The sequence below is a fragment of the Helicobacter pylori genome (genome assembly GCA_008032955.1).
Lineage (GTDB): Bacteria > Campylobacterota > Campylobacteria > Campylobacterales > Helicobacteraceae > Helicobacter > Helicobacter pylori_DC.
Genome location: CP032046.1, coordinates 1,390,442 through 1,409,816, shown reverse-complemented (window position 1 = coordinate 1,409,816; position 19,375 = coordinate 1,390,442). Strand labels below are relative to the sequence as shown.

The following is a 19,375-nucleotide window of genomic DNA, read 5'->3' as shown; positions in this document are numbered from 1 at the left end:
GGAGTTATAAAATGATTTTAGTAGGATTGGAAGCGGAATTAGGAGCGTCAAAAAGAGGCACCGATAAAGGGGTTAGGCGTTTGAGAGAAGCTTTAAGTGCAACGCATGGCGATGTGATTAAAGGCATGCAAACGATTATTCAAGAGCGGTGCGTGCTTTATAAAGAGTTTAGATACGCTAAGAATTTTGAAGATTACTACCTTTTTTGTAAAGAAAATTTGATCCCTTGCATGCGAGAAGTGTTTGAGAAAAAAGAATTTCCTTTGATTTTAAGCTCAGAGCATGCGAACATGTTTGGGATTTTCCAAGCCTTTAGGAGCGTTCATAAGGACAAAAAAATAGGGATTTTGTATTTAGACGCGCATGCGGATATTCATACGGCTTACGACAGCGATTCAAAGCATATCCACGGCATGCCTTTAGGCATGGTTTTAAATCGTGTCCGTAGCGGGGTTAATCGCATGAGCGAGAGCGAAGAAAAGGCATGGCAAAAGCTCTGCTCTTTGGGGTTAGAAAAGGGAGCGTTAGAAATTGATCCTAAATGTTTGGTGTATTTTGGGGTAAGAAGCACCGAACAGAGCGAAAGAGATGTGATTAAGGAATTGCAAATCCCTTTATTTAGCGTGGAAGCGATAAGAGAAAACATGCAAGAAGTGGTTCAAAAAACCAAAGAATCATTAAAAGCGGTGGATATTATTTATTTGAGTTTGGATTTAGACATTATGGATGGCAAGCTTTTCACTTCTACCGGCGTGCGTGAAAATAACGGGCTGAGTTTTGATGAGCTCAAGCAATTATTGGGCTTGCTTTTAGAAAGCTTTAAAGACAGATTAAGAGCCGTTGAGGTAACCGAATACAACCCCACGGTGAGCGCAAAACATAGCAACGAAGAAGAAAAGCAGGTTTTAGAGATCTTAGATCTCATTATCAATAGCTGTAAAATTAAAGATAAGAAGCCATCTTTTATAATGAGTCGCTGATCGCTTTTCAAACAAAACGATAAAAAGTTAAAAAAAGGGGCAGTGTTTAGATGAAAAATTAAACCGCTTTGAGCGTCAAAGAATGTCTTGTGTGTTTTGAGAACACATGCAAGCTATCTGTGTGTCAAAAATGGGTATCTTCTACTAAAACCGAGCGAAATCAAAAAAAAAAAAAAAGATTTTCATGGGATTAATAAAATTTTAAGAATTTTTATGATAAAATTCGCAAATTATTAAGTTTTTTTTGTTTTTATTACTTAATAGGCGTTCGTTATTGGTGTGATTTTACTTGAAAAATTTAAATTATTTTTTAATCTCTTAAAACATTAAGGAGTTTGCGTTGCATAAAAAGGTTCTGTTGGCTTTAACTGCCAGCTTGATTTGCCAAGAGTCTTTGTTCGCTAAGGATAAAGACTACACTTTGGGCAAGGTTTCTACTGCCGGGAAAAAGGATAAATCTGATTATTCTGGGCAGGTCAATTTGGGTTATAGCGGGATTACTGCGCCTAAGAGTTGGCAAGATGAAGAAGTGAAAAAATACACAGGAAGCCGCACGGTGATCTCTAATAAAGCGCTCACCCAACAAGCTAACCAAAGCATTGAAGAAGCTTTACAGAATGTCCCCGGTCTGCAAATTAGGAACGCGACAGGTGTGGGGGCTATGCCCACTATCCAAATCCGTGGCTTTGGAGCGGGAGGTTCAGGGCATAGCGATGCGACGCTGATGTTAGTTAATGGTATTCCTGTTTATATGGCCCCCTACGCTCACATTGAGCTAGACATTTTCCCTGTTACCTTTCAAGCCATTGATCGCATTGATGTGATCAAGGGTGGAGGCAGCGTGCAATACGGGCCTAACACTTATGGGGGTATTGTCAATATCATCACTAAGCCCATTCCTACTCAATGGGAAAACCAAGCGGCTGAAAGGATCACTTATTGGGCTAAGGCTAGAAACGCCGGTTTTGCCGCTCCCCCTGATAAAACCGGCGATCCTTCTTTCATCAAGTCTTTAGGCAATAACCTCCTCTATAACACTTATGTGAGGAGCGGAGGGATGATCAATAAGCATGTGGGTATCCAAGCGCAAGCTAACTGGGTTAGAGGACAAGGCTTTAGGGATAATAGCCCCTCTAGTATTTCAAACTATTGGCTAGATGGGATCTATGACATCAATGAAAACAATGGGATTAAAGCCTATTACCAATACTACGATTTTGCTATCGCCCAACCGGGATCACTCAGCGAGCAAGATTACAAAATAAACCGCTTCGCTAATTTGCGCCCCTTAAACCAAAAAGGCGGGCGCTCACAACGCTTTGGGGCTGTGTATGAAAACCGCTTTGGGGATTTAGACAAAGTGGGCGGGACTTTTAGCTTCACTTACTATGGGCAGTTGATGACTAGGGACTTTCAGGTGAGCTCTAGCTACAATAGCGCTAACATGGTTACTTGCTTTAGCGAAGCGGCATGCAGGGCGGCGGGACTTCCGGCAGGGTATAACTTGGCTGTGCCTTATTATGCCACCAACTACAATGGTTGGGCAGAAGTAGAAAACCCTGTGCGCTCCATTAACAACGCTTTTGAGCCTAAAGTGAATCTGATCGTCAATACCGGGAAAGTCAAGCAAACCTTTATCATGGGCTTGCGTTTCATGACCACCACTTTTTTACAACGCCAATACTTAAACACCAATGAATGTGCCACTAAAACGAGCGGTGAGGGGGCAGGATTCTTGTGTGAGGGTGCTAACGTGATGAGCGGTTGGAAACCCCACATCAAGCATGGCGTTTATAGAAACTGGAATAATTGGCGTAACAATTACACAGCAGTTTATTTGAGCGATCGCATTGAAGCTTGGGATGGGCGCTTTTTTATTGTGCCTGGTTTGCGCTACGCTTTTGTGCAATACAACAACGAAAATGCGGCTAATTGGGCGCAAATCCCTGAGAAGGATTTAAGAAAAATCAAGCACATGAACAATTGGATGCCCTCAACCAACATTGGCTTTATCCCTGTGCAAGGCGATCACAATGTGCTTACCTACTTCAACTACCAACGCTCTTTTGTCCCGCCTCAATTAGACGTTTTGAGCTATGGAGGAGCGGAGTATTTTACCCAACACTTTGACACGGTGGAAGCAGGAGCACGCTACACCTATAAGGATAAGTTTAGCTTCAATGCGGACTACTTTAGGATTTGGGCGCGCGATTTTGCCACCGGGCAGTATTCAGTCTATACGAGTGGCCCTATGAAAGGCAATGTGCGCCCCATTAATGGCTATTCTCAAGGCGTGGAGCTGGAATTGTATTACAGGCCTATTAGAGGGTTGCAATTCCATGCCGCTTTCAACTACATTGACACTCGTGTAACTAGCCATGGCCCCTTAACAGACTTGAATGGGGATGTGCTAAAAGGGACTAGCTATAACAAGCATTTCCCTTTTGTAAGCCCTTTCCAGTTCATTTTTGACGCTCGTTACAATTGGCGTAAAACCACCATTGGTATTTCTAGCTATTTTTATAGCCGCGCTTATAGCGGGATTAGCAACAGCGCAGCAGGAGGCTATTATGGGATGCAATATTATAGTGGGGGGAACAACTATGAAAGCGTTCTTAATAGCGGCTATCAATGCGAAGCTTGGTGTATGACCCAACATGAAGGGCTCTTGCCTTGGTATTGGGTGTGGAATATCCAAGTGAGCCAAATTTTCTGGGAAAACGGGCGACACAGAGTTACAGGAAGTTTGCAAATCAATAACATCTTCAACATGAAGTATTATTTTACAGGGATTGGCTCTAGCCCTGCAGGCTTGCAACCCGCACCTGGAAGATCGGTTACAGCGTATTTGAACTACACTTTCTAAAGGCTTTAAAAAGGAGGGGGATCTTGCTGTGATGAGCCGCTTAAAGTTAGCCGCTTAGCGGTTTCACTAATATTGTGGAGCATTCATTTAAGAGCGCTCCAAATAAGCCTCTTTGAGACTGGCCTTAGCCCTTTGCCAATCAGGCAAATACAAACTCAGCAAATCCCTAAAATATTCGTTATGGTGGCGCGCTTTTAAATGCAATAATTCATGCACAACCACATATTCAATGCCCTTTCTAGGCGCTTTAGCCAATTCCAAATTAAAAAGTAGGGTGCGTTTAGTTGTATTGCAACTCCCCCATATCCGTTTCATTTTTTGGATTTTAAAGCTTTGTATGCTCTCGTTTAAAATCTTTTCGTATTGGTTGATGTAGGTTTGTATTTTTTCTCTTAAAACTTGTCTGTAATAGTTTTCTAACACTTTTAAGCGGTTTTCTAAGCTTGTCTTTTGATGGACATGCAAGATTAAATATTTAGGGCTTTGGAGGACGAAGTGTTTTTTTATGGTGTGTTCAATCTTTAACAAATAGCGTTTCCCAAAAAGATAGTGGCTTTCTCTCTCTAGCATTTCCCTTTGGCTTTGTCTGTTTTGGTTTAAAAAATTTTGTTGCTGTTCTTTTATCCAAGGGAGTCTTTTAATCAAAGAAAGCCTGAGATTCTCATCGTTTAAAGCTAGGGGGCAAGACACACGCACAGAGCCATCAGGCGGGCAAACGCTAATGTGCAAATGCTTAATATCCTTTTTTCTATAGCGATGTTGGTATCATTTAAAGTCAAACAATAAGCGTTCATTAACGATACTCCTCTATGTGTTTGGCTAAATTAAAGATGTTTTCTAACAAACCCTCATCGTCTATGATTTTTCTTAAAGCGATTTTAAGGTTTTTTTCTTTTTGGTTATGCCCCACCCAACCATCTTTTTATTATCCCTTATGCATGCGTCTATTTCTAGGGCTAAGGCTTCATTTTCATCTAAATTATCATAGAGGATTTTTAAAGCGTTAGTGTTGATCTTTTTAGGGTAATTTCTATCTTCTTTATCAATAACTTTTTTGGCTAGAGCCTGGATTTGTTGCAAGTATTCTAAATAGGTTAATTTCTTTTCTCTAAATTGGAGAATCAAATCGTTTAAAAGCGAAGATAATTTTTCGTAATACTTAGGATCGCTCGCTTCTTTTTCTATAATGCGTTTTTTAGTGTTGTTAGCGATGCTTTCTGCCATAGAGCTTTCATTTTTAAATACTTGAGATAACGCCTTATTAAAATCATCAATATTCATTTGGGCTAAAACTTCGCACAGCCCTTGATCTTCTATTTGGAATAACACCTCGCTATCCATGGTTTTAATGTAAGCGTCTAAAATCCGGTGCATGTCTTCATTATAGCTTTTTAAATCCACGCTATCCCCACTACTCAAGCCAACCGCTTTTTGTAAATGCCTGTAAAATTCCGCTTCTTGTTTGATTGGTTGCGTTTCTTCTTTAGAATGAATGGGCTTTTCTGAGTTATTCAATTCCACAAACATTCTTAAAAACGCGCCAACAAGCTGGTAAAACAACCGCCTTTTTTGAGCGCTCTTTTCTAAATCGCTCCCACAAAAATAAGCGATATAATCCTCTTCATCTTTTGGCTCTTTCACGCCTTCGCAAAGCGATTTTAACTGATCTCTAGTTTCTTCTAATTTTTTCTTAATCTTTTGGGCTTTGTCAGAGATAAACCCTTGAATGTCTTCTCTTTCATAGTTTTCAAACGCTTTATTGGTGTAATCGCTGTGCGCTTCTTGTAAGCTATCAAACAAATCCTTATAGTCTATGATACAGCCAAAATCCTTATCTTCGCTATCTAATCTATTCACCCTGCACACCGCTTGAAAAAGCCCATGATCTTGCATTTTCTTATCCATGTATAAATAAGTGAGGCTTGGCGCATCAAAACCGGTCAATAGCTTATCCACCACGATCAACAGCTTCATTCTATTAGGCTCATTAATAAAACGCTCTTTAACTTTTTCTTCAAACTCTTTAATTTTGTTAAGAGCTTTTTTCTTATCTTTTTCATCAAAAAAGTTTTGCAGCATTTTGCAATAAGTGCGGTATTTGTAACTCTCTTCGCTCTCATCGCTCCCGCAATCTTTCAGATCGGCGATATTGGGTTCATAGCTTGTGATCACAGCCACCTTATCCTTTAATTCTGTTTCTAAAAAGAGTTCAAAATACCGGCATGCGTTATACACGCTTTCAGCCACCAACATGGCATTCCCTTTTCCATTCCTTAATCGTGGGAGTTTTGCCATATCCAATACAATATCTTGCACAATACGAGCTAATCTGTCTTTAGTGGAAAAAACCTTTTGCAAATTAACCCATTTCTTTTTAAGCTCTGTTTTAGCTGCCTCATTCAAGCCTTGAGTTTTCAATTCAAAATATTCGTCTAGCTTTTCAGGGCTACTGACATATTGATCCACGCTTCTGGCTTCATAGTTTAAATCTAGCACCACTTTATCGCTAACGGCTTCATTAAATTTATAGCAATGGATGTAATTCCCAAACACTTCCTGGCTTGTCTTTTTATCTTGTTTCAACAAAGGCGTGCCGCTAAAGGCGATAAAAATCGCATTAGGGAGCAGGCTTTTCATGGCTTTATGCAATTTAGCGCTTTGGGTTCTGTGGCATTCATCCACTAAAACAACCCATTCTTTTAAAACAGGTTGTTTTTTTAAATCTTCTAAGTCGTTGTCATCAAACTTATGCACAAGCGAGCCAACCAAAAATTCCTTATTTTCAAACAGCACGCTCAATAAATCCTTCTTGCTGTCTGTGCGATAAATAGCCTCGCCTATCCCACTAAACACGCCTTGAATTTGAGCGTCTAATTCCGTCCTGTCCGTAACGATTAAAATCCTCGCTTGTTGGGTATTCCTTCTTAGCCATTTGGCAAGCCACACCATAGTCAAGCTCTTACCGCTGCCTTGCGTGTGCCAGATAATCCCCCTTCTTTTCTTTGGATAAACTCTTGCGTTTTTTTAATGGCAAAATATTGGTGGAACCGGGCGCATTTCTTTTGCCCCTTATCAAAAATCAAAAAATCATGGACAAATTCTAAAAACCTTTTTTTATCCAAAAAACACTCAATCGTCTCAAACAAATTTTTTTGAACGCCCTCTTCTTTCCAAGAAAGGTAGTATTTTTCTTCAGTTTCTATGACGCCATATCTTAGCCCTTGACTTTCATTGCCCGCCATAACCAATTGGATCGTTTTGAAAAAATCTCTAATAAATTCCTTCTTCTGGTTGTCTAAATTTTGCCGGATACCGCTTTCCACGCTCACGCTGGATTTTTTCAATTCTAGCACCCCTAAAGCGAACCCATTAACGTAAAGCACGATGTCCGGCCGTTTTGCGTTTGGCCCTTTAACGCTCACTTCTTCAGCCACGCTAAATTCATTTTGAGAAACATCTTTCCAATCAATGAGATAAGTCGTTTGAGTGTTTTCATTCTGGCTTATTTTAGTGTTCACGCCATAAATCAAAAGGTTGTAAAAATTTTGATTCGCTTCGTATAAATCGTTTTTTAAAGCGTCATGGATTTTATGCTCAATTTTACGCCACCTTTCAGGCTCAATTTTTTGATTTTTAATTAGCCATGCTTTCAGGCTTTCTTTATTGATGTTTTCATTATCGCTCTTTGTTAAATCCCCCAAATACGCATAGCCCATTGCTTTAAAAGTTTCTATGACTTGTTTTTGAACTTCTTTTTCTGTTTTCATCATAAACCCCTTAAGAACGCTTTTTATCGCTTTATATTATAATCCTAAAAACAAAATAGGGCGGTTAAAATGGCGATCAAAAAAAGCGAATTGTATAGCTCTTTATGGGCTGGAGCGGATAGTTTGAGGGGCGGGATGGATGCGAGCGAGTATAAAAACTATGTTTTGAACCTGCTTTTTTTAAAATACATCAGCGATAAAGCCAGAAGTAATATAGATAGCGAAATAGAAGTGCCACAAGGGTGCTTTTATGAAGACATTCTCGCTTTAGAGGGCGATAAGGAAATAGGCGACAAGCTCAATAAAATCATCGCCAAGATCGCAGAGCGAAACGATTTAAAAGGCGTGATTGACAGCGTGGATTTTAACGATAACACTAAGCTAGGAGAGGGTAAAGCGATGATCGACACCCTTTCTAATTTGGTTAAAATCTTTGCGGATTTGAGTTTGGGCGCGCATGGGGCTTTAGACGATGATTTATTGGGTGATGCTTACGAATATTTAATGCGCCATTTTGCCAGCGAATCCGGTAAATCCAAAGGGCAGTTTTATACCCCTAGCGAAGTTTCGCTACTATTATCCCTTTTGCTTGGCATTGATGAAAACACCAGACAAGATAAAAGCATCTATGATCCCGCTTGCGGGAGCGGTTCGTTATTATTAAAAGCTTCTAGTTTGGCCGGTGAAAAAGGTTTAACTATCTATGGCCAAGAAAAAGACATTTCCACCACAGCCCTTTGTAAAATGAATATGATCTTACACAATAGCGCTACTGCTGATATTGCTAAAGGGGGTTCTAGCACCCTTTCTAACCCCCTTTTTATTGAAAATGGCATGCTAAAAACCTTTGATTATGTCGTGGCTAACCCTCCTTTTAGCTTGAAAAATTGGACTGACGGGCTGAGCATAGACCCTAAAAGCAAGCAAGTCATTAATGATCATTTCAATCGTTTTGAAGACGGCACGCCCCCTGAAAAAAATGGCGATTTTGCTTTTTTGTTACACATCATCAAATCCTTAAAAAACACAGGCAAAGGGGCAGTGATTTTACCCCATGGGGTGCTATTTAGGGGGAATGCTGAGGGCGCAATCAGAAAAAATCTTTTATTAAAAGGCTATATTAAAGGCGTGATAGGCCTAGCCCCTAATCTTTTTTATGGCACTTCCATTCCTGCATGCGTGATCGTTTTAGACAAAGAAAACGCGCGTGCCAGAAAGGGCGTTTTTGTGATAGATGCGAGCAAGGATTTTAAAAAAGATGGCAATAAAAACCGCTTGAGAGAGCAAGATGTCCAAAAAATGATAGACACTTTTAACGCTTACAAAGAAATCCCTTATTATTCTAAAATGGTGAGCCTAGAAGAAATCAGCGCTAACGACTATAACTTGAATATCGCGCGCTACATTGCCGCCAAGCAAGAATTGGAAAAAGACTTGTTCGCTTTAATCAACAGCCACAAGGCCAGTTATTTGCCCAAAAACGAAATAAAAGCCTACGCCCCTTATTTTCAAGTGTTTAAAGAGCTTAAACACACGCTGTTTAAAAAGAGCGATAAAGAGGGTTATTACGCTTTAAAAACAGAATGCGAAAACATTAAAGAATTAATCACCCAAAGCCTAGAATACCAAACCTTCCACGCTTCTGTTTTGAGCGCTTTTGACCGATTGGAACTATCCACAACTTTTAATGATTTAGAGCCTGGTTTTAACCCAAAAACTCTCATAGAAAGCGTTTGCTCAAAGGTTTTAAAAGAATTTGAAAAAGTGGGAATTTTAGACAAATACGGCGTGTATCAGCTCTTTAAAGATTACTACAACGAAGTCTTGCAAGACGATTGGTTCCTTCTTTCATTCAATGGTTTTAGAAGCGCTAAAGAATTGAGAAAATTAAACCCCCTAAAAGACAAAAACAAAAAGGCCAATTATTTAGAGGAGCCGGATTTTGTCATTCAAAAAACCTACTATAAAAGCGATCTAATCCCTAAAAACTTGATCAAACAACGCTTTTTTGAAAAAGAGCTTATAGAATTAGAAGCATTAGAAAACGCCCTCAACGAAAAAGAGGCCCTTTTAGACGAATTTATAGAAGAGCATTCTAACGAAGAGGGGCTTTTTGATGGATTGAAAATCAATGAAAGCGTTTTGAAAAAAGAGCTAAAAAACGCCACCGATTTAGAAGATAAAGAAATCCTAAAAACCGCTTTAGAATGGCTAGAGGCTAAAAACAAGGCGCTAAAAATGAAAAATAAAGCTTATGAGGAGCTGGAATTAAAAGCGTTCCACCAGTATAAAAACCTTGAAATCAATGAAATTAAGGATCTCATCATCAAAGACAAATGGCTCAACAGCCTAAAAAACGCCCTAGAAAACAAGATTTTAAAACGCATCAACGCTTTTACAAGTGCTCTTAATGAAATCATTCAAACTTACTCTAACAGCTTGCTAGAATTAGATAAAGAAGTCAAAGAAAGCGAATCAAAAGTTTTAGAGCATTTGAAAGATTTGGGGTTAATGGGGTGATAAACGCATGGATGCATTAACAACGCCATCAAATTGGCAAAAAGTGAGGCTTGGGGATATTGGCAAACCATGCATGTGTAAAAGAGTGATGAAGCACCAAACAACACGATATGGTGAAATTCCATTCTATAAAATAGGCACATTTGGCAACACCGCTGATGCCTTTATTTCAAAAAAGCTATTTTTAGAATACAAAACGAAATATTCTTTTCCAAAAAAAGGCGATATTTTAATTTCTGCTTCCGGAACTATTGGTAGGGCAGTCATTTATGACGGAAAACCCGCTTATTTTCAAGACTCAAATATTGTTTGGATTGACAACGATGAAACATTAGTAAAAAATGATTTTTTATTTTATGTTTATTCTCATGTGAAATGGAATACAGAACATACAACTATCTTAAGACTTTATAATGATAATTTTAGAAATACTTTAATCCCCCTACCCCCTCTAAACGAACAAATCGCTATCGCTAACATTTTAAGCGCTTTGGATCGTTATCTTTGTGCATTAGACGCTCTCATTCTTAAAAAAGAGGGCGTTAAAAAAGCTTTAAGCTTTGAACTATTGAGCCAAAGAAAACGCTTGAAAGGCTTCAATCAAGCTTGGCAAAGAGTAAGGCTTGGGGATATTGCCAACTATTTAACATCAAATTTAAGTGTAGAACAAATCACGCAACAAGGAAAAATTAAAGTTTATGATGTGAATAATTTCATAGGCTATACAGATATAGCTTTCATTAGTGATAAGCCTTATATTTCTATTGTTAAAGATGGCAGTGTAGGCAGAGTAAGGATTTTGCCGCCTAAAACCAATATTTTATCTACTATGGGGGCGTTAATTGCTAATCATAAGATAACAACAGAGTTTTTATTTTATTTGTTATCTAATTTTGATTTTAAAAATTTCACAAGCGGTAGCATAATACCGCATATTTATTTTAAAGATTATAAAGAAAAGACTATTTTTTTACCCCCTCTAAACGAACAAATCGCTATCGCTAACATTTTAAGCGCTTTGGATCATGAAATCATTAGCCTTAAAAACAAAAAACGCCAATTTGAAAACATCAAAAAAGCTTTAAACCACGATTTAATGAGCGCTAAAATCAGGGTTTTAAACAAATAAAGATTGTATCAAGAGAGGTTCTTTATGCAATCCATGCAAAGCGTAATAGATTGTGAGAGCACCCAAGTTGTTAAAATTGTTGTAAAATTCGTTTTTATTGATTGTCATTCTTTTTGCTCGCTCGTGTAGGCTCTTAAAAAAGATTTTAGTTTTTGTTAATTTTAGTTTTTAGCGGGTGTGGTTTTAAGTGAGTTTGTGGGATAAAGCGTATTGAATGATATTTAGTTAATTTGGCAAAAACAAAAGCCATGAATTTTTAGAGGGTTTATTTTAATGGGGCAAAACGCCACGCTAAACAAAATAATAACGCTACAAAACTGAATGAATAAACATAAAGCAAGATTAATACCTTGCTTATAACCCCGTATTGCCTTGCCCTTCTTTATTGGCATAATCTTTCAATTCTTTATAAAGCAAAGATTGCAAGCGCGTGATAGCAAAATTCTTATTCTTTTCATCCACTTCAAGGCTTCTATTCAATACAGGCGTGCCTTGACAATCGCTCGCGCTAACAACCACTCTAATGCGTGTGGTGCCATTAGCGCTGTCTGTGAAAACTTCATTTTTGATTTGATAGAGTTTTTCTTCATCGCTAGGGGTTAGCACTCTGGCATAAGCGCTTATGAGAGCGGCTTTAATCTCTGTATCGCTGTTGTTATCAAAAGTGATTTGCACTTTAGGTTTGAAAGCGTTTTGATAGTAGATTTTTTCATAATTTTCTAGAGAACTCACCGGGACAGAATACGCTTTTAAAATCCTTTCTATAGGCATCGCTTTAGCCAGTAAATCCCCCATGCTCTTAGATTGTTGTAAAAAAACCCCTTTACAAACCTTAGGCATTAAGGTGGAAAACTGCCCATAAAGAGCGTTATACTTATCCCTTAAACCCTGCAAAAACAAGTTTTGATTGATTCTTACTCTGGTGTAGTAGATCCCTTTTTGCGCTTCTTGATTGACAATTTCTACATTATTCAATTCCAAGTCATCGGTTTTTAAGTTAATCGTTTGCGAATCACTGGATTTTAACTTATTGTCCACACGACTTTTTTGGATATGGATTTGTGAATTGACCACCACGCTAATAGACGCCACTAAATCCGCTAACGCTTTTTGTTTAGAAGCCTCTTTAGAAGTGGCTGAACCACTCCCATAAAGATAGCCTTTTTGGGTGTTTGTTTTGCTATAGGCCTTGCCATACCACTTAGGCTCTGCGCTTAAATTGGCACCCACAAAAGCCATAAGGCATGCAAGAATAATCTTTTTCATTATTAATCCTTACTCGTTCATTAAAGCGACATGCTTCTTAGTGATTCTTAGAAGCACATAAACTTTATCCGTATCAATAAAAGTGGCCTTTAGCTCACTAGCCTTAATCTCTATTTTATCCCCCTTGAAAACTTCCATCACTTTCTCTAAGGCGTTTTGTCTGGCTGAGGACAAGCTATAATCCATATCTGAAAGCAATATATCGCTCACCCCACACACTAAAATTTTTTCGTCTTTGGTTTGGGTCTTTTCAATCTGCACTTCTTTTGAGCAATCTTTTGCCCACTTAGGCAAGGACTTCCCCCACGCCACTCCCAACACCAAAACAAGCACGATAGCAAGGCGTTTCATTAAAACCCTACTTTTTAACCATGCCTAACTCTTCGTGCACTTTATCCACAATTTGCTTATCCAAGCCCACCAAAACAAAAACCCTATCTTTACCGACATAGCGGGCGAGCATTTTAGAAGCGATCAATTCCTTATCCACCAATTGAGAAATTTTTTCAGTATCAGTGCCGCTTATGGACCTTTTACCAGAAGCATCTACCGTTCTAGTTTTTTCATTTTCCAAATCTTTTTGTAAAGTGGATTTTAAATTCGCCGCTAAATTAGCCCTAGCCTTCGCTGTGGCCTGATTCGTAGAATAATCCACATCATTATTAGTGATCAAATCTTCAGCCCTTCCTAAAAAGACCCCTGAATATTTTTCATACTTCGCCACTTTTTCTAAATCCCCTACTACCCAATCAGGAGCGCCTTTAGTCGCTTCTTTGTATGCCTTATTGCTTTTACTGATACCTGATTTTGGGGCATGGCTACAACCTACGATCACCATCGCTGCTATCACACTCATCCCTAAAATTTTTTTAACTTGATTTTTCATCGTTCATCCTTTCAAATATAAATTTAAAACATACGCTTATTGCTAGCGTTCTTCACAATAGGCTTAACATCGCTCCATACCTCTTCACCCGTTTTCCTGTTGGTAAGGCTTAGGGTGAAGTCATAGTCTAATCGCTGCCTAGAACTACTAATAGAGGCTGCGATACTGGATACTTTACCACTTAAAGATAAATCAGCGGCTTTTAAAGTGCCTTTTTCTACAGTGGTGTCTTGATTATACTCTTCGCTCTCTCGTTCTTTTTCGCGCTGTTTCACCATTCTGCTATCCGCTGCAATGCCACTCCCTCCGCTCGCCCTTGTGATATTGAACCTCCCATTAGATCGCAACCGCAACTGCCGTGCGATTTCAGTCGTGAGAAGATTCATGTCCAAATTGGGCTGCGTGGTGTCGTTAATCACATCTGAAACTTCAATCAAATGCTTGCCCTTGAGTTGCTCAAAATTAGGGTCGCTAAACATGGAATCTAACATCGCGTTAGCGGTTAGCAATAAATCCGTGCTATTGATACTTGCAGTCGTATTTTTAGTGGCATCATTCACATTTTGATAAGTTGCCATTTCGCTTGAGCAACCCACCCACAATAAAGCGCTCAAAATCACCGAGCTTATAATTTTTAATTTTGTTTTCAATACCATAGTGATAGAAACTCCCTATTCAAAATTTAAAACAGATACTTCCGTTCCTAATTTTAAACTTCTAATCTAAACACACAGTGTTTTTGCGGATTTTAGCATTTTATGTGTCTTTTTTTTCACATTTTACAAGTTTTAGCCCTACAAATTTCACACTGCAAGCATTAATACCACAAATTCGCTCATTTTTAGCTTAATTAAAGGAACTTTTTTAACAAACATGCTGATTTAAAAACGATAAAAAACGATTTTTTGAGATAAAGAAATAACATAAAAGCTATTTGAAGTTAGCCCCCTATCAAAAAGGGGGCTAAAAAAAGGGACTATAGAAAAAAAGACTAAATAAAAAAAGAGTTAAAAGATTTTTAAACTCTTATTTTTACAATAAGGCTCTTTGATAACGCCCTTTATGATGCCCTTTACAATAACGCTTTTAGAGCGTCTTCAATCGGTTTTTGAGAGCTAGGTTCTACAAGCCTTTCACCCACTTCTTTGGCGTTTTTGTAAAAAATCAAAGTAGGGATCTTGAGGATGCCTAAACTCTCTTTTAAATCCTGGCTTTCATCAAAAGAAACCTTAAAAAATTCCACCTTGCCTTTGTAGGTTTTGGCTAAATTTTCCATGATCGGCTCAATCTTCCTGCAATCCGGGCACCAATTCGCCCCCACATTAACCACTACTGCTTGATGAGCAATTTTTTCTGCGTAATTCTTTCCGTTAATCACTTCTAACATGATAATCCTTAATTTTTATTTCCCCCAACCGCCGAAGTATAGCATATTTCAAGCGCTAATCCCCTTTAGTATTAGCCCTATTAGCCATAAACGCATGCAACTCATTGTATTCTTGGCGGTTTAGAAAACGCATTTTCCCTACCGGCAAAGCATTCAAATTCACAAAACCATAACGAACGCGCCTTAAATCCAACACTCCAGCGTTAAAAAACGCAAAAAAACGCCTTAGTTCTCTGTTTTTCCCCTCATTGATAATAACTCTCAGTTTAGAATATTTGGCATGGTTTTTGATGATTTCATAACCAATAAAGGGGGCAAATTCCATGCTTTTAATGGGGGTTTTTTGGTGCGCTCCCTTAGTAGCGTTTTCTAATTTCAAGCCCTCTTGCATGGCGTTTTCCATCTCTCTTGTAATAAAGCCTTGAATTTTAATGAGATACTCTTTTTCTAAATTCGCATGCATTAAAGCGCTCACCACCGCCTTACTATCACTCAATAATAGCACCCCCTCGCTCGCAAAATCCAAACGCCCCACCGGCGCGAAATGGGCGTATTTTTTCTCCAAGCTTTCATAAATCACGCGCCGTTTTAAGGGATCGTTTTTACTCACTAGTTCGCCCTTTGGCTTGTGATAAACCAGCACGCTGAATTTTTTGTTTTTTAAGGGCTTAATGAGTCGTTTGTCCAAAAACACCTTGTCGTTTTCTTTAACCACGCTAGCGAGTTTGGCATGCTCATGATTGATTTTCACCCGCCCTTCTAAAACCAATTTTTCAGCTTCTCTTCTGGAGTGCTTGGTGTAATGGGCTAAAAATTGGTTGATCCTCAAGCTAAATCCCTCCACTCTAACCCTTTAAAATCATCCTTAATCTTTTCATTTACCATTAGATCGCTTTGGATTTTGAATTGCTTATCCTTATCTTTGATGATCAAATACAAGGGGCGTTTACCCTGGTGTTTTAGAGCGCTCTCTTTGATTTGTCTTAAAAACTCTTTTTTCACATCGTTTTCTAACACGATCGCTAAAGAGCAAGAACTAGAAGCGAGCATTTCAATGGGAGGGATTTCGCGCACGTCTTCTTTTTGCTTTTCAGGGTCTTTATAACGGGCTTTAGGGATTTTAACCTCCCTAGCGCTCTCTAAATCCAAGATTTCAAAAAGCCTTAATCGCACCACCTCTTCTTGCTCTTCAATCTTGCATTTAAACACGAGAGGCTTATTAATATCCAACTCTTCTAAGGCGTTTAATTGCTTTTCAAACAGCATGAGTTCAAACTTGCCGTATCGATCCAAAATGTCCGCTGTGCCATAAGGCTTACCGCTTCGTTTGCCAATTTTCTTTTTAACCTCCATGATTTTACCCAGCAAATAAGCTTGCGAGCCGATTTCTAATTCTTCAATATCAATGCTTTTGACTAAATTTTTAAAGCCCTTAATTTCTTCTTTAAACTCGTCTAAGGGATTGCCTGAAACATGGATGCCTAAAGTCTCGTATTCGCATTCTAAAAGCGTTTTAGCGTCATGTTCGCCCAAATCAACCATGTCCAAAATAACCTCCTCTTTGGTTCCGCCTTCCATGGCTCCAAAAAGAGAATTACCCCCTTGCATCATTTCATTAGCCTTGTCTTTAGCGCGCCCAGCATCGCAGATCAAATCCAAGTTAGCGAGCATGGTTTTTCTAGTGTAGCCTAAATTGTCCAAGCTCCCCGATTTCACCAATGGCTCTAAAGATTTTTTAGTGAGTTTAGAAAAATCCACCCGTGAAATAAAATCTTCTAAACTCTTATAATCCCCTTTAGCCCTTTCTTCAATGATGTTTTTAATCGGCTCACCCCCAACCCCTTTAACCGCCCCTAAACCGAACACGATTTTCTTTTCCAATTTGCCCTTTTGGTTTTTAAACTCCGCCACGCTGAAATCTTGCATGGAAGAATTGATGTGTGGGGGCATCACTTCAATTTCTAAAGCCCTAACCTCATCAATATAGCGCGCCACGGATTCAATCTTATTGGATTCGCTAGTGAGCATCGCTGCCATGAACTCATGCTTGTAATAAGTCTTTAAATACGCCGTTTGGAAAGTGATCATCGCATAAGCGGCTGAATGCGATTTGTTGAAACCATAGCCGGCAAATTTAACGATCAGATCCCACAAATTAGCCGCCTTTTGGCCATCATGCCCTAAATTTTTAGCGCCTTCTACAAACTTAGCCTTATTGTCCGCCATGATTTGAGCGTCTTTTTTCCCCATAGCACGACGGATGAGATCCGCTTCACCCAAGCTAAAACCACCGATAGTTTGCACGATTTGCATCACTTGCTCCTGATAGACGATCGTGCCGTAAGTGGGCTTTAAAATCGGCTCTAATTCTTTAAACGCATAAGCGATAGGCTCAACGCCATGCTTTCTGTTCACAAAATCATCTACCATGCCTGATTCCATAGGCCCCGGTCTGCCTAGCGCGATAATGGCGATAATGTCTTCAAAGCTTGAAGGCCTTAAGCGCTTGTTAAGCCCTTGAAACATTCCGGATTCAATCTGGAATATCCCCACCGTATCCCCGCTTTGGATCGTTTTATACACTTTCGGATCGTCCATATCCAACGATAAAAAATCCACGCTAATTTTGTGCTGCGTTTTAATGATTTTAAGCGCATCATCAATCACGGTCAAGGTTTTAAGCCCCAAAAAGTCAAACTTGATCAAATCCACCGGCTCTAAATACTTCATGGAATATTGCGTAACGATACCGCCAGTTTTTTCAGAGGCAAATAAAGGGGTTTTGTGCCACAACTCTTTTTGGCTATCCACCACTAAGGCTGCCGCATGCACGCCTGCGTTACGATTCAAATTCTCTAAATTGAGCGAATACTCCCACACCTGTTTGGCTAATTCATTACTCTCTACTAATTCTTTGATTTTAGGCTCTAATTCCCACGCCCCCTCTATGAACTCGCCATTTTTTTCATAGCCCTTAAGCGTGATGCCTAAGCGATTAGGTATGAGTTTGGCAAAATCATCGGCTTCTTTATAAGGCATGTCCAAAACCCTTGCAACATCTCTGATCACGCCTTTAGCCAACATCTTATTAAAGGTGATGACTTGAGCCACATTGTATTTGCCGTATTTTTCAATCATGTATTCTATGATTTCCTTACGCCGGCGTTGGCAAAAATCCGTATCAATATCAGGCATGCTGACTCTTTCAGGGTTTAAAAACCTTTCAAAGAGCAAATCGTATTTCAAGGGGTCAATATCCGTGATTTTTAAAGCAAAAGCCACCAAACTCCCGGCCGCACTCCCCCTACCAGGCCCTACAGGAATGCCCATTTCTTTAGCGTAACGGATAAAATCCCACACAATCAGCATATACCCTGGGAATTTCATGCTCGTAATGACTTCAATTTCTTTTTCTAAGCGCTCTTTGTATTGATCATGCTTTTCTTTAGGCACTAAAACTAGGCGCTCTTTCAAGCCCTCTCTAGCCTTATAAGCGAAATAAGAAGCGTCATCTTCAAAATTCAGCCCCTCATTTTGGGCGTAAGCTTTAGTGAATTTGAAGCTTGGAGGGGTTGGGGGGTTCTTTTTATCGTCTTTTAAATCAATCTCTAAAACGCATTTATCAGCGATTTCTTGGGTGTTTTCTAAAGCTTCTGGAATATCTGCAAAGAGCTTTGCCATTTCTTCAGGGGACTTGATGTAAAACTCATGCACGGAGTGCTTCAAGCGCCCCTTATCGTTTAGGGTTTTACCCATCGCTACGCACATCGCTACTTCTTGAGCCTTAGCGTCATTAGGCATGGTGTAGTGGGTGTCGTTGGTGGCAATGATTTTTAACCCCGTTTCTAAAGACATTTTAATGACCTGCTCATCAATGAATCGCTGATCTAAAATGCCATGGCGCATGATTTCTAAATAAAAATCGTCTTCAAAAATCTCTTGGTATTCGCAAGCGATTTTTTTGGCTTCATCATAACCTTTAGCCCCATACTTGCGGTTTCTCTCATTATTAGTATTCAAATGGTAATTGACTTCCCCTTGCAAGCACGCACTAGAAGCGATAATGCCCTTAGAATGCTCCCTTAGAAGCTTTTTATTGATGCGCGGGAAATAATAAAACCCTTCTAAATACGCCATAGAGCTTAAAAACATCAAATTTTCATAGCCCTCTTGGTTTTTAGCGAACAGGCACAAATGGAAACGCTGCTTGGTCTCTTTGCTAGAGAGGTTGTCATCGTTATGGATATACGCTTCCATGCCGATGATAGGCTTAATGCCTTCTTTTTTCATGCTCGTATAAAAATCAATCGCTCCAAACATGTTCCCATGATCGGTTACGCTCACGCTTTTCATGCCCAATTCTTTAATGCGTTTGGCTAGAATTTTAATCTTGTTCGCTCCGTCTAAAAGCGAATATTCTGTGTGCAAGTGCAAATGCGTGAAGGCTTTATTCTCTTTCATTGTATAACCCCTATTTGGATTTAACGCCATTATACCTACCGCTCTTTAAAAAACTCTTTATCCGTTCATTTAGTGGTGAATTATTTTAAAATGATGGTTATAATAAGAAAGTT

General features: G+C 39.2%; 11 protein-coding genes and 2 pseudogenes. 4 read left to right on the top strand and 9 right to left on the bottom strand.

Annotated features, from left to right (window positions below; translation table 11 throughout):
• Positions 1-11 precede the first annotated feature (11 nt).
• Both rocF and D2C72_06865 read left to right on the top strand, forming a co-directional pair.
• On the top strand, positions 12-980 hold the full coding sequence (gene rocF / locus D2C72_06870) for an arginase (GenBank protein ID QEF43962.1): 969 nt from the start codon (positions 12-14) through the stop codon (positions 978-980).
• A 340-nt stretch (positions 981-1,320) separates the two neighbouring features.
• Complete coding sequence (locus D2C72_06865; protein ID QEF43961.1) at positions 1,321-3,846, top strand: ligand-gated channel; 2,526 nt, start codon at positions 1,321-1,323, stop codon at positions 3,844-3,846.
• An 87-nt stretch (positions 3,847-3,933) separates the two neighbouring features.
• Here the strand turns inward: D2C72_06865 and D2C72_06860 are convergent.
• Together D2C72_06860 and D2C72_06855 are read right to left on the bottom strand one after the other, a co-directional pair.
• Positions 3,934-4,640, bottom strand: a pseudogene (locus tag D2C72_06860) (M48 family peptidase).
• Positions 4,640-7,616 (bottom strand): annotated as a pseudogene (locus D2C72_06855) (type I restriction endonuclease subunit R). Before D2C72_06855 ends, D2C72_06860 begins: the two co-directional pseudogenes overlap by 1 nt.
• Before the next feature lie 66 nt (positions 7,617-7,682).
• On the opposite strand from D2C72_06855, the gene D2C72_06850 reads away from it, so the two are divergent.
• Complete coding sequence (locus D2C72_06850; protein QEF43960.1) at positions 7,683-10,133, top strand: type I restriction-modification system subunit M; 2,451 nt, start codon at positions 7,683-7,685, stop codon at positions 10,131-10,133.
• A gap of 7 nt (positions 10,134-10,140) precedes the next feature.
• Positions 10,141-11,262, top strand: a complete 1,122-nt coding sequence (locus D2C72_06845) for a restriction endonuclease subunit S (GenBank protein QEF43959.1) — start codon at positions 10,141-10,143, stop codon at positions 11,260-11,262.
• A gap of 354 nt (positions 11,263-11,616) precedes the next feature.
• Here D2C72_06845 and D2C72_06840 read toward each other — a convergent pair whose 3' ends face one another.
• The 7 genes from D2C72_06840 to D2C72_06810 all read right to left on the bottom strand — a co-directional run bounded on the left by D2C72_06840 (position 11,617) and on the right by D2C72_06810 (position 19,262).
• Positions 11,617-12,528 carry a hypothetical protein gene (locus D2C72_06840; GenBank protein ID QEF43958.1) on the bottom strand — a complete coding sequence of 304 codons (912 nt, stop codon included), beginning with the start codon at positions 12,526-12,528 and terminating at the stop codon, positions 11,617-11,619.
• Positions 12,529-12,537: 9 nt separating this feature from the next.
• Positions 12,538-12,879 (bottom strand): hypothetical protein, encoded by a 342-nt coding sequence (locus tag D2C72_06835; GenBank protein QEF43957.1) that lies wholly within the window; start codon positions 12,877-12,879, stop codon positions 12,538-12,540.
• Between the two features lie 7 nt (positions 12,880-12,886).
• Complete coding sequence (locus tag D2C72_06830) at positions 12,887-13,414, bottom strand: hypothetical protein (protein QEF43956.1); 528 nt, start codon at positions 13,412-13,414, stop codon at positions 12,887-12,889.
• Between the two features lie 23 nt (positions 13,415-13,437).
• Entirely contained in the window at positions 13,438-14,070 is a 633-nt protein-coding gene (lpoB, locus tag D2C72_06825; GenBank protein QEF43955.1) for a penicillin-binding protein activator LpoB, read from the bottom strand.
• A 416-nt stretch (positions 14,071-14,486) separates the two neighbouring features.
• Positions 14,487-14,801, bottom strand: a complete 315-nt coding sequence (locus tag D2C72_06820) for a thioredoxin (GenBank protein ID QEF43954.1) — start codon at positions 14,799-14,801, stop codon at positions 14,487-14,489.
• Between the two features lie 55 nt (positions 14,802-14,856).
• Positions 14,857-15,645, bottom strand: a complete 789-nt coding sequence (locus D2C72_06815; protein QEF43953.1) for an rRNA pseudouridine synthase — start codon at positions 15,643-15,645, stop codon at positions 14,857-14,859.
• The gene (locus D2C72_06810; GenBank protein QEF43952.1) at positions 15,627-19,262 is read right to left on the bottom strand and encodes a DNA polymerase III subunit alpha; all 3,636 of its coding nucleotides are present in this window, start codon (positions 19,260-19,262) and stop codon (positions 15,627-15,629) included. The genes D2C72_06815 and D2C72_06810 overlap by 19 nt, the downstream gene beginning before the upstream one ends.
• Positions 19,263-19,375: the final 113 nt, after the last annotated feature.

Excerpts from the sequence above, each read along its gene's own strand:
- D2C72_06840 (QEF43958.1), bottom strand. The coding sequence starts at position 12,528 with ATGAAAAAGATTATTCTTGCATGCCTTATGGCTTTTGTGGGTGCCAAT.
- D2C72_06835 (QEF43957.1), bottom strand. The coding sequence starts at position 12,879 with ATGAAACGCCTTGCTATCGTGCTTGTTTTGGTGTTGGGAGTGGCGTGG.
- lpoB (QEF43955.1), bottom strand. The coding sequence starts at position 14,070 with ATGGTATTGAAAACAAAATTAAAAATTATAAGCTCGGTGATTTTGAGC.
- D2C72_06820 (QEF43954.1), bottom strand. The coding sequence starts at position 14,801 with ATGTTAGAAGTGATTAACGGAAAGAATTACGCAGAAAAAATTGCTCAT.
- rocF (QEF43962.1), top strand. The coding sequence starts at position 12 with ATGATTTTAGTAGGATTGGAAGCGGAATTAGGAGCGTCAAAAAGAGGC.
- D2C72_06830 (QEF43956.1), bottom strand. The coding sequence starts at position 13,414 with ATGAAAAATCAAGTTAAAAAAATTTTAGGGATGAGTGTGATAGCAGCG.
- D2C72_06810 (QEF43952.1), bottom strand. The coding sequence starts at position 19,262 with ATGAAAGAGAATAAAGCCTTCACGCATTTGCACTTGCACACAGAATAT.
- D2C72_06845 (QEF43959.1), top strand. The coding sequence starts at position 10,141 with ATGGATGCATTAACAACGCCATCAAATTGGCAAAAAGTGAGGCTTGGG.
- D2C72_06850 (QEF43960.1), top strand. The coding sequence starts at position 7,683 with ATGGCGATCAAAAAAAGCGAATTGTATAGCTCTTTATGGGCTGGAGCG.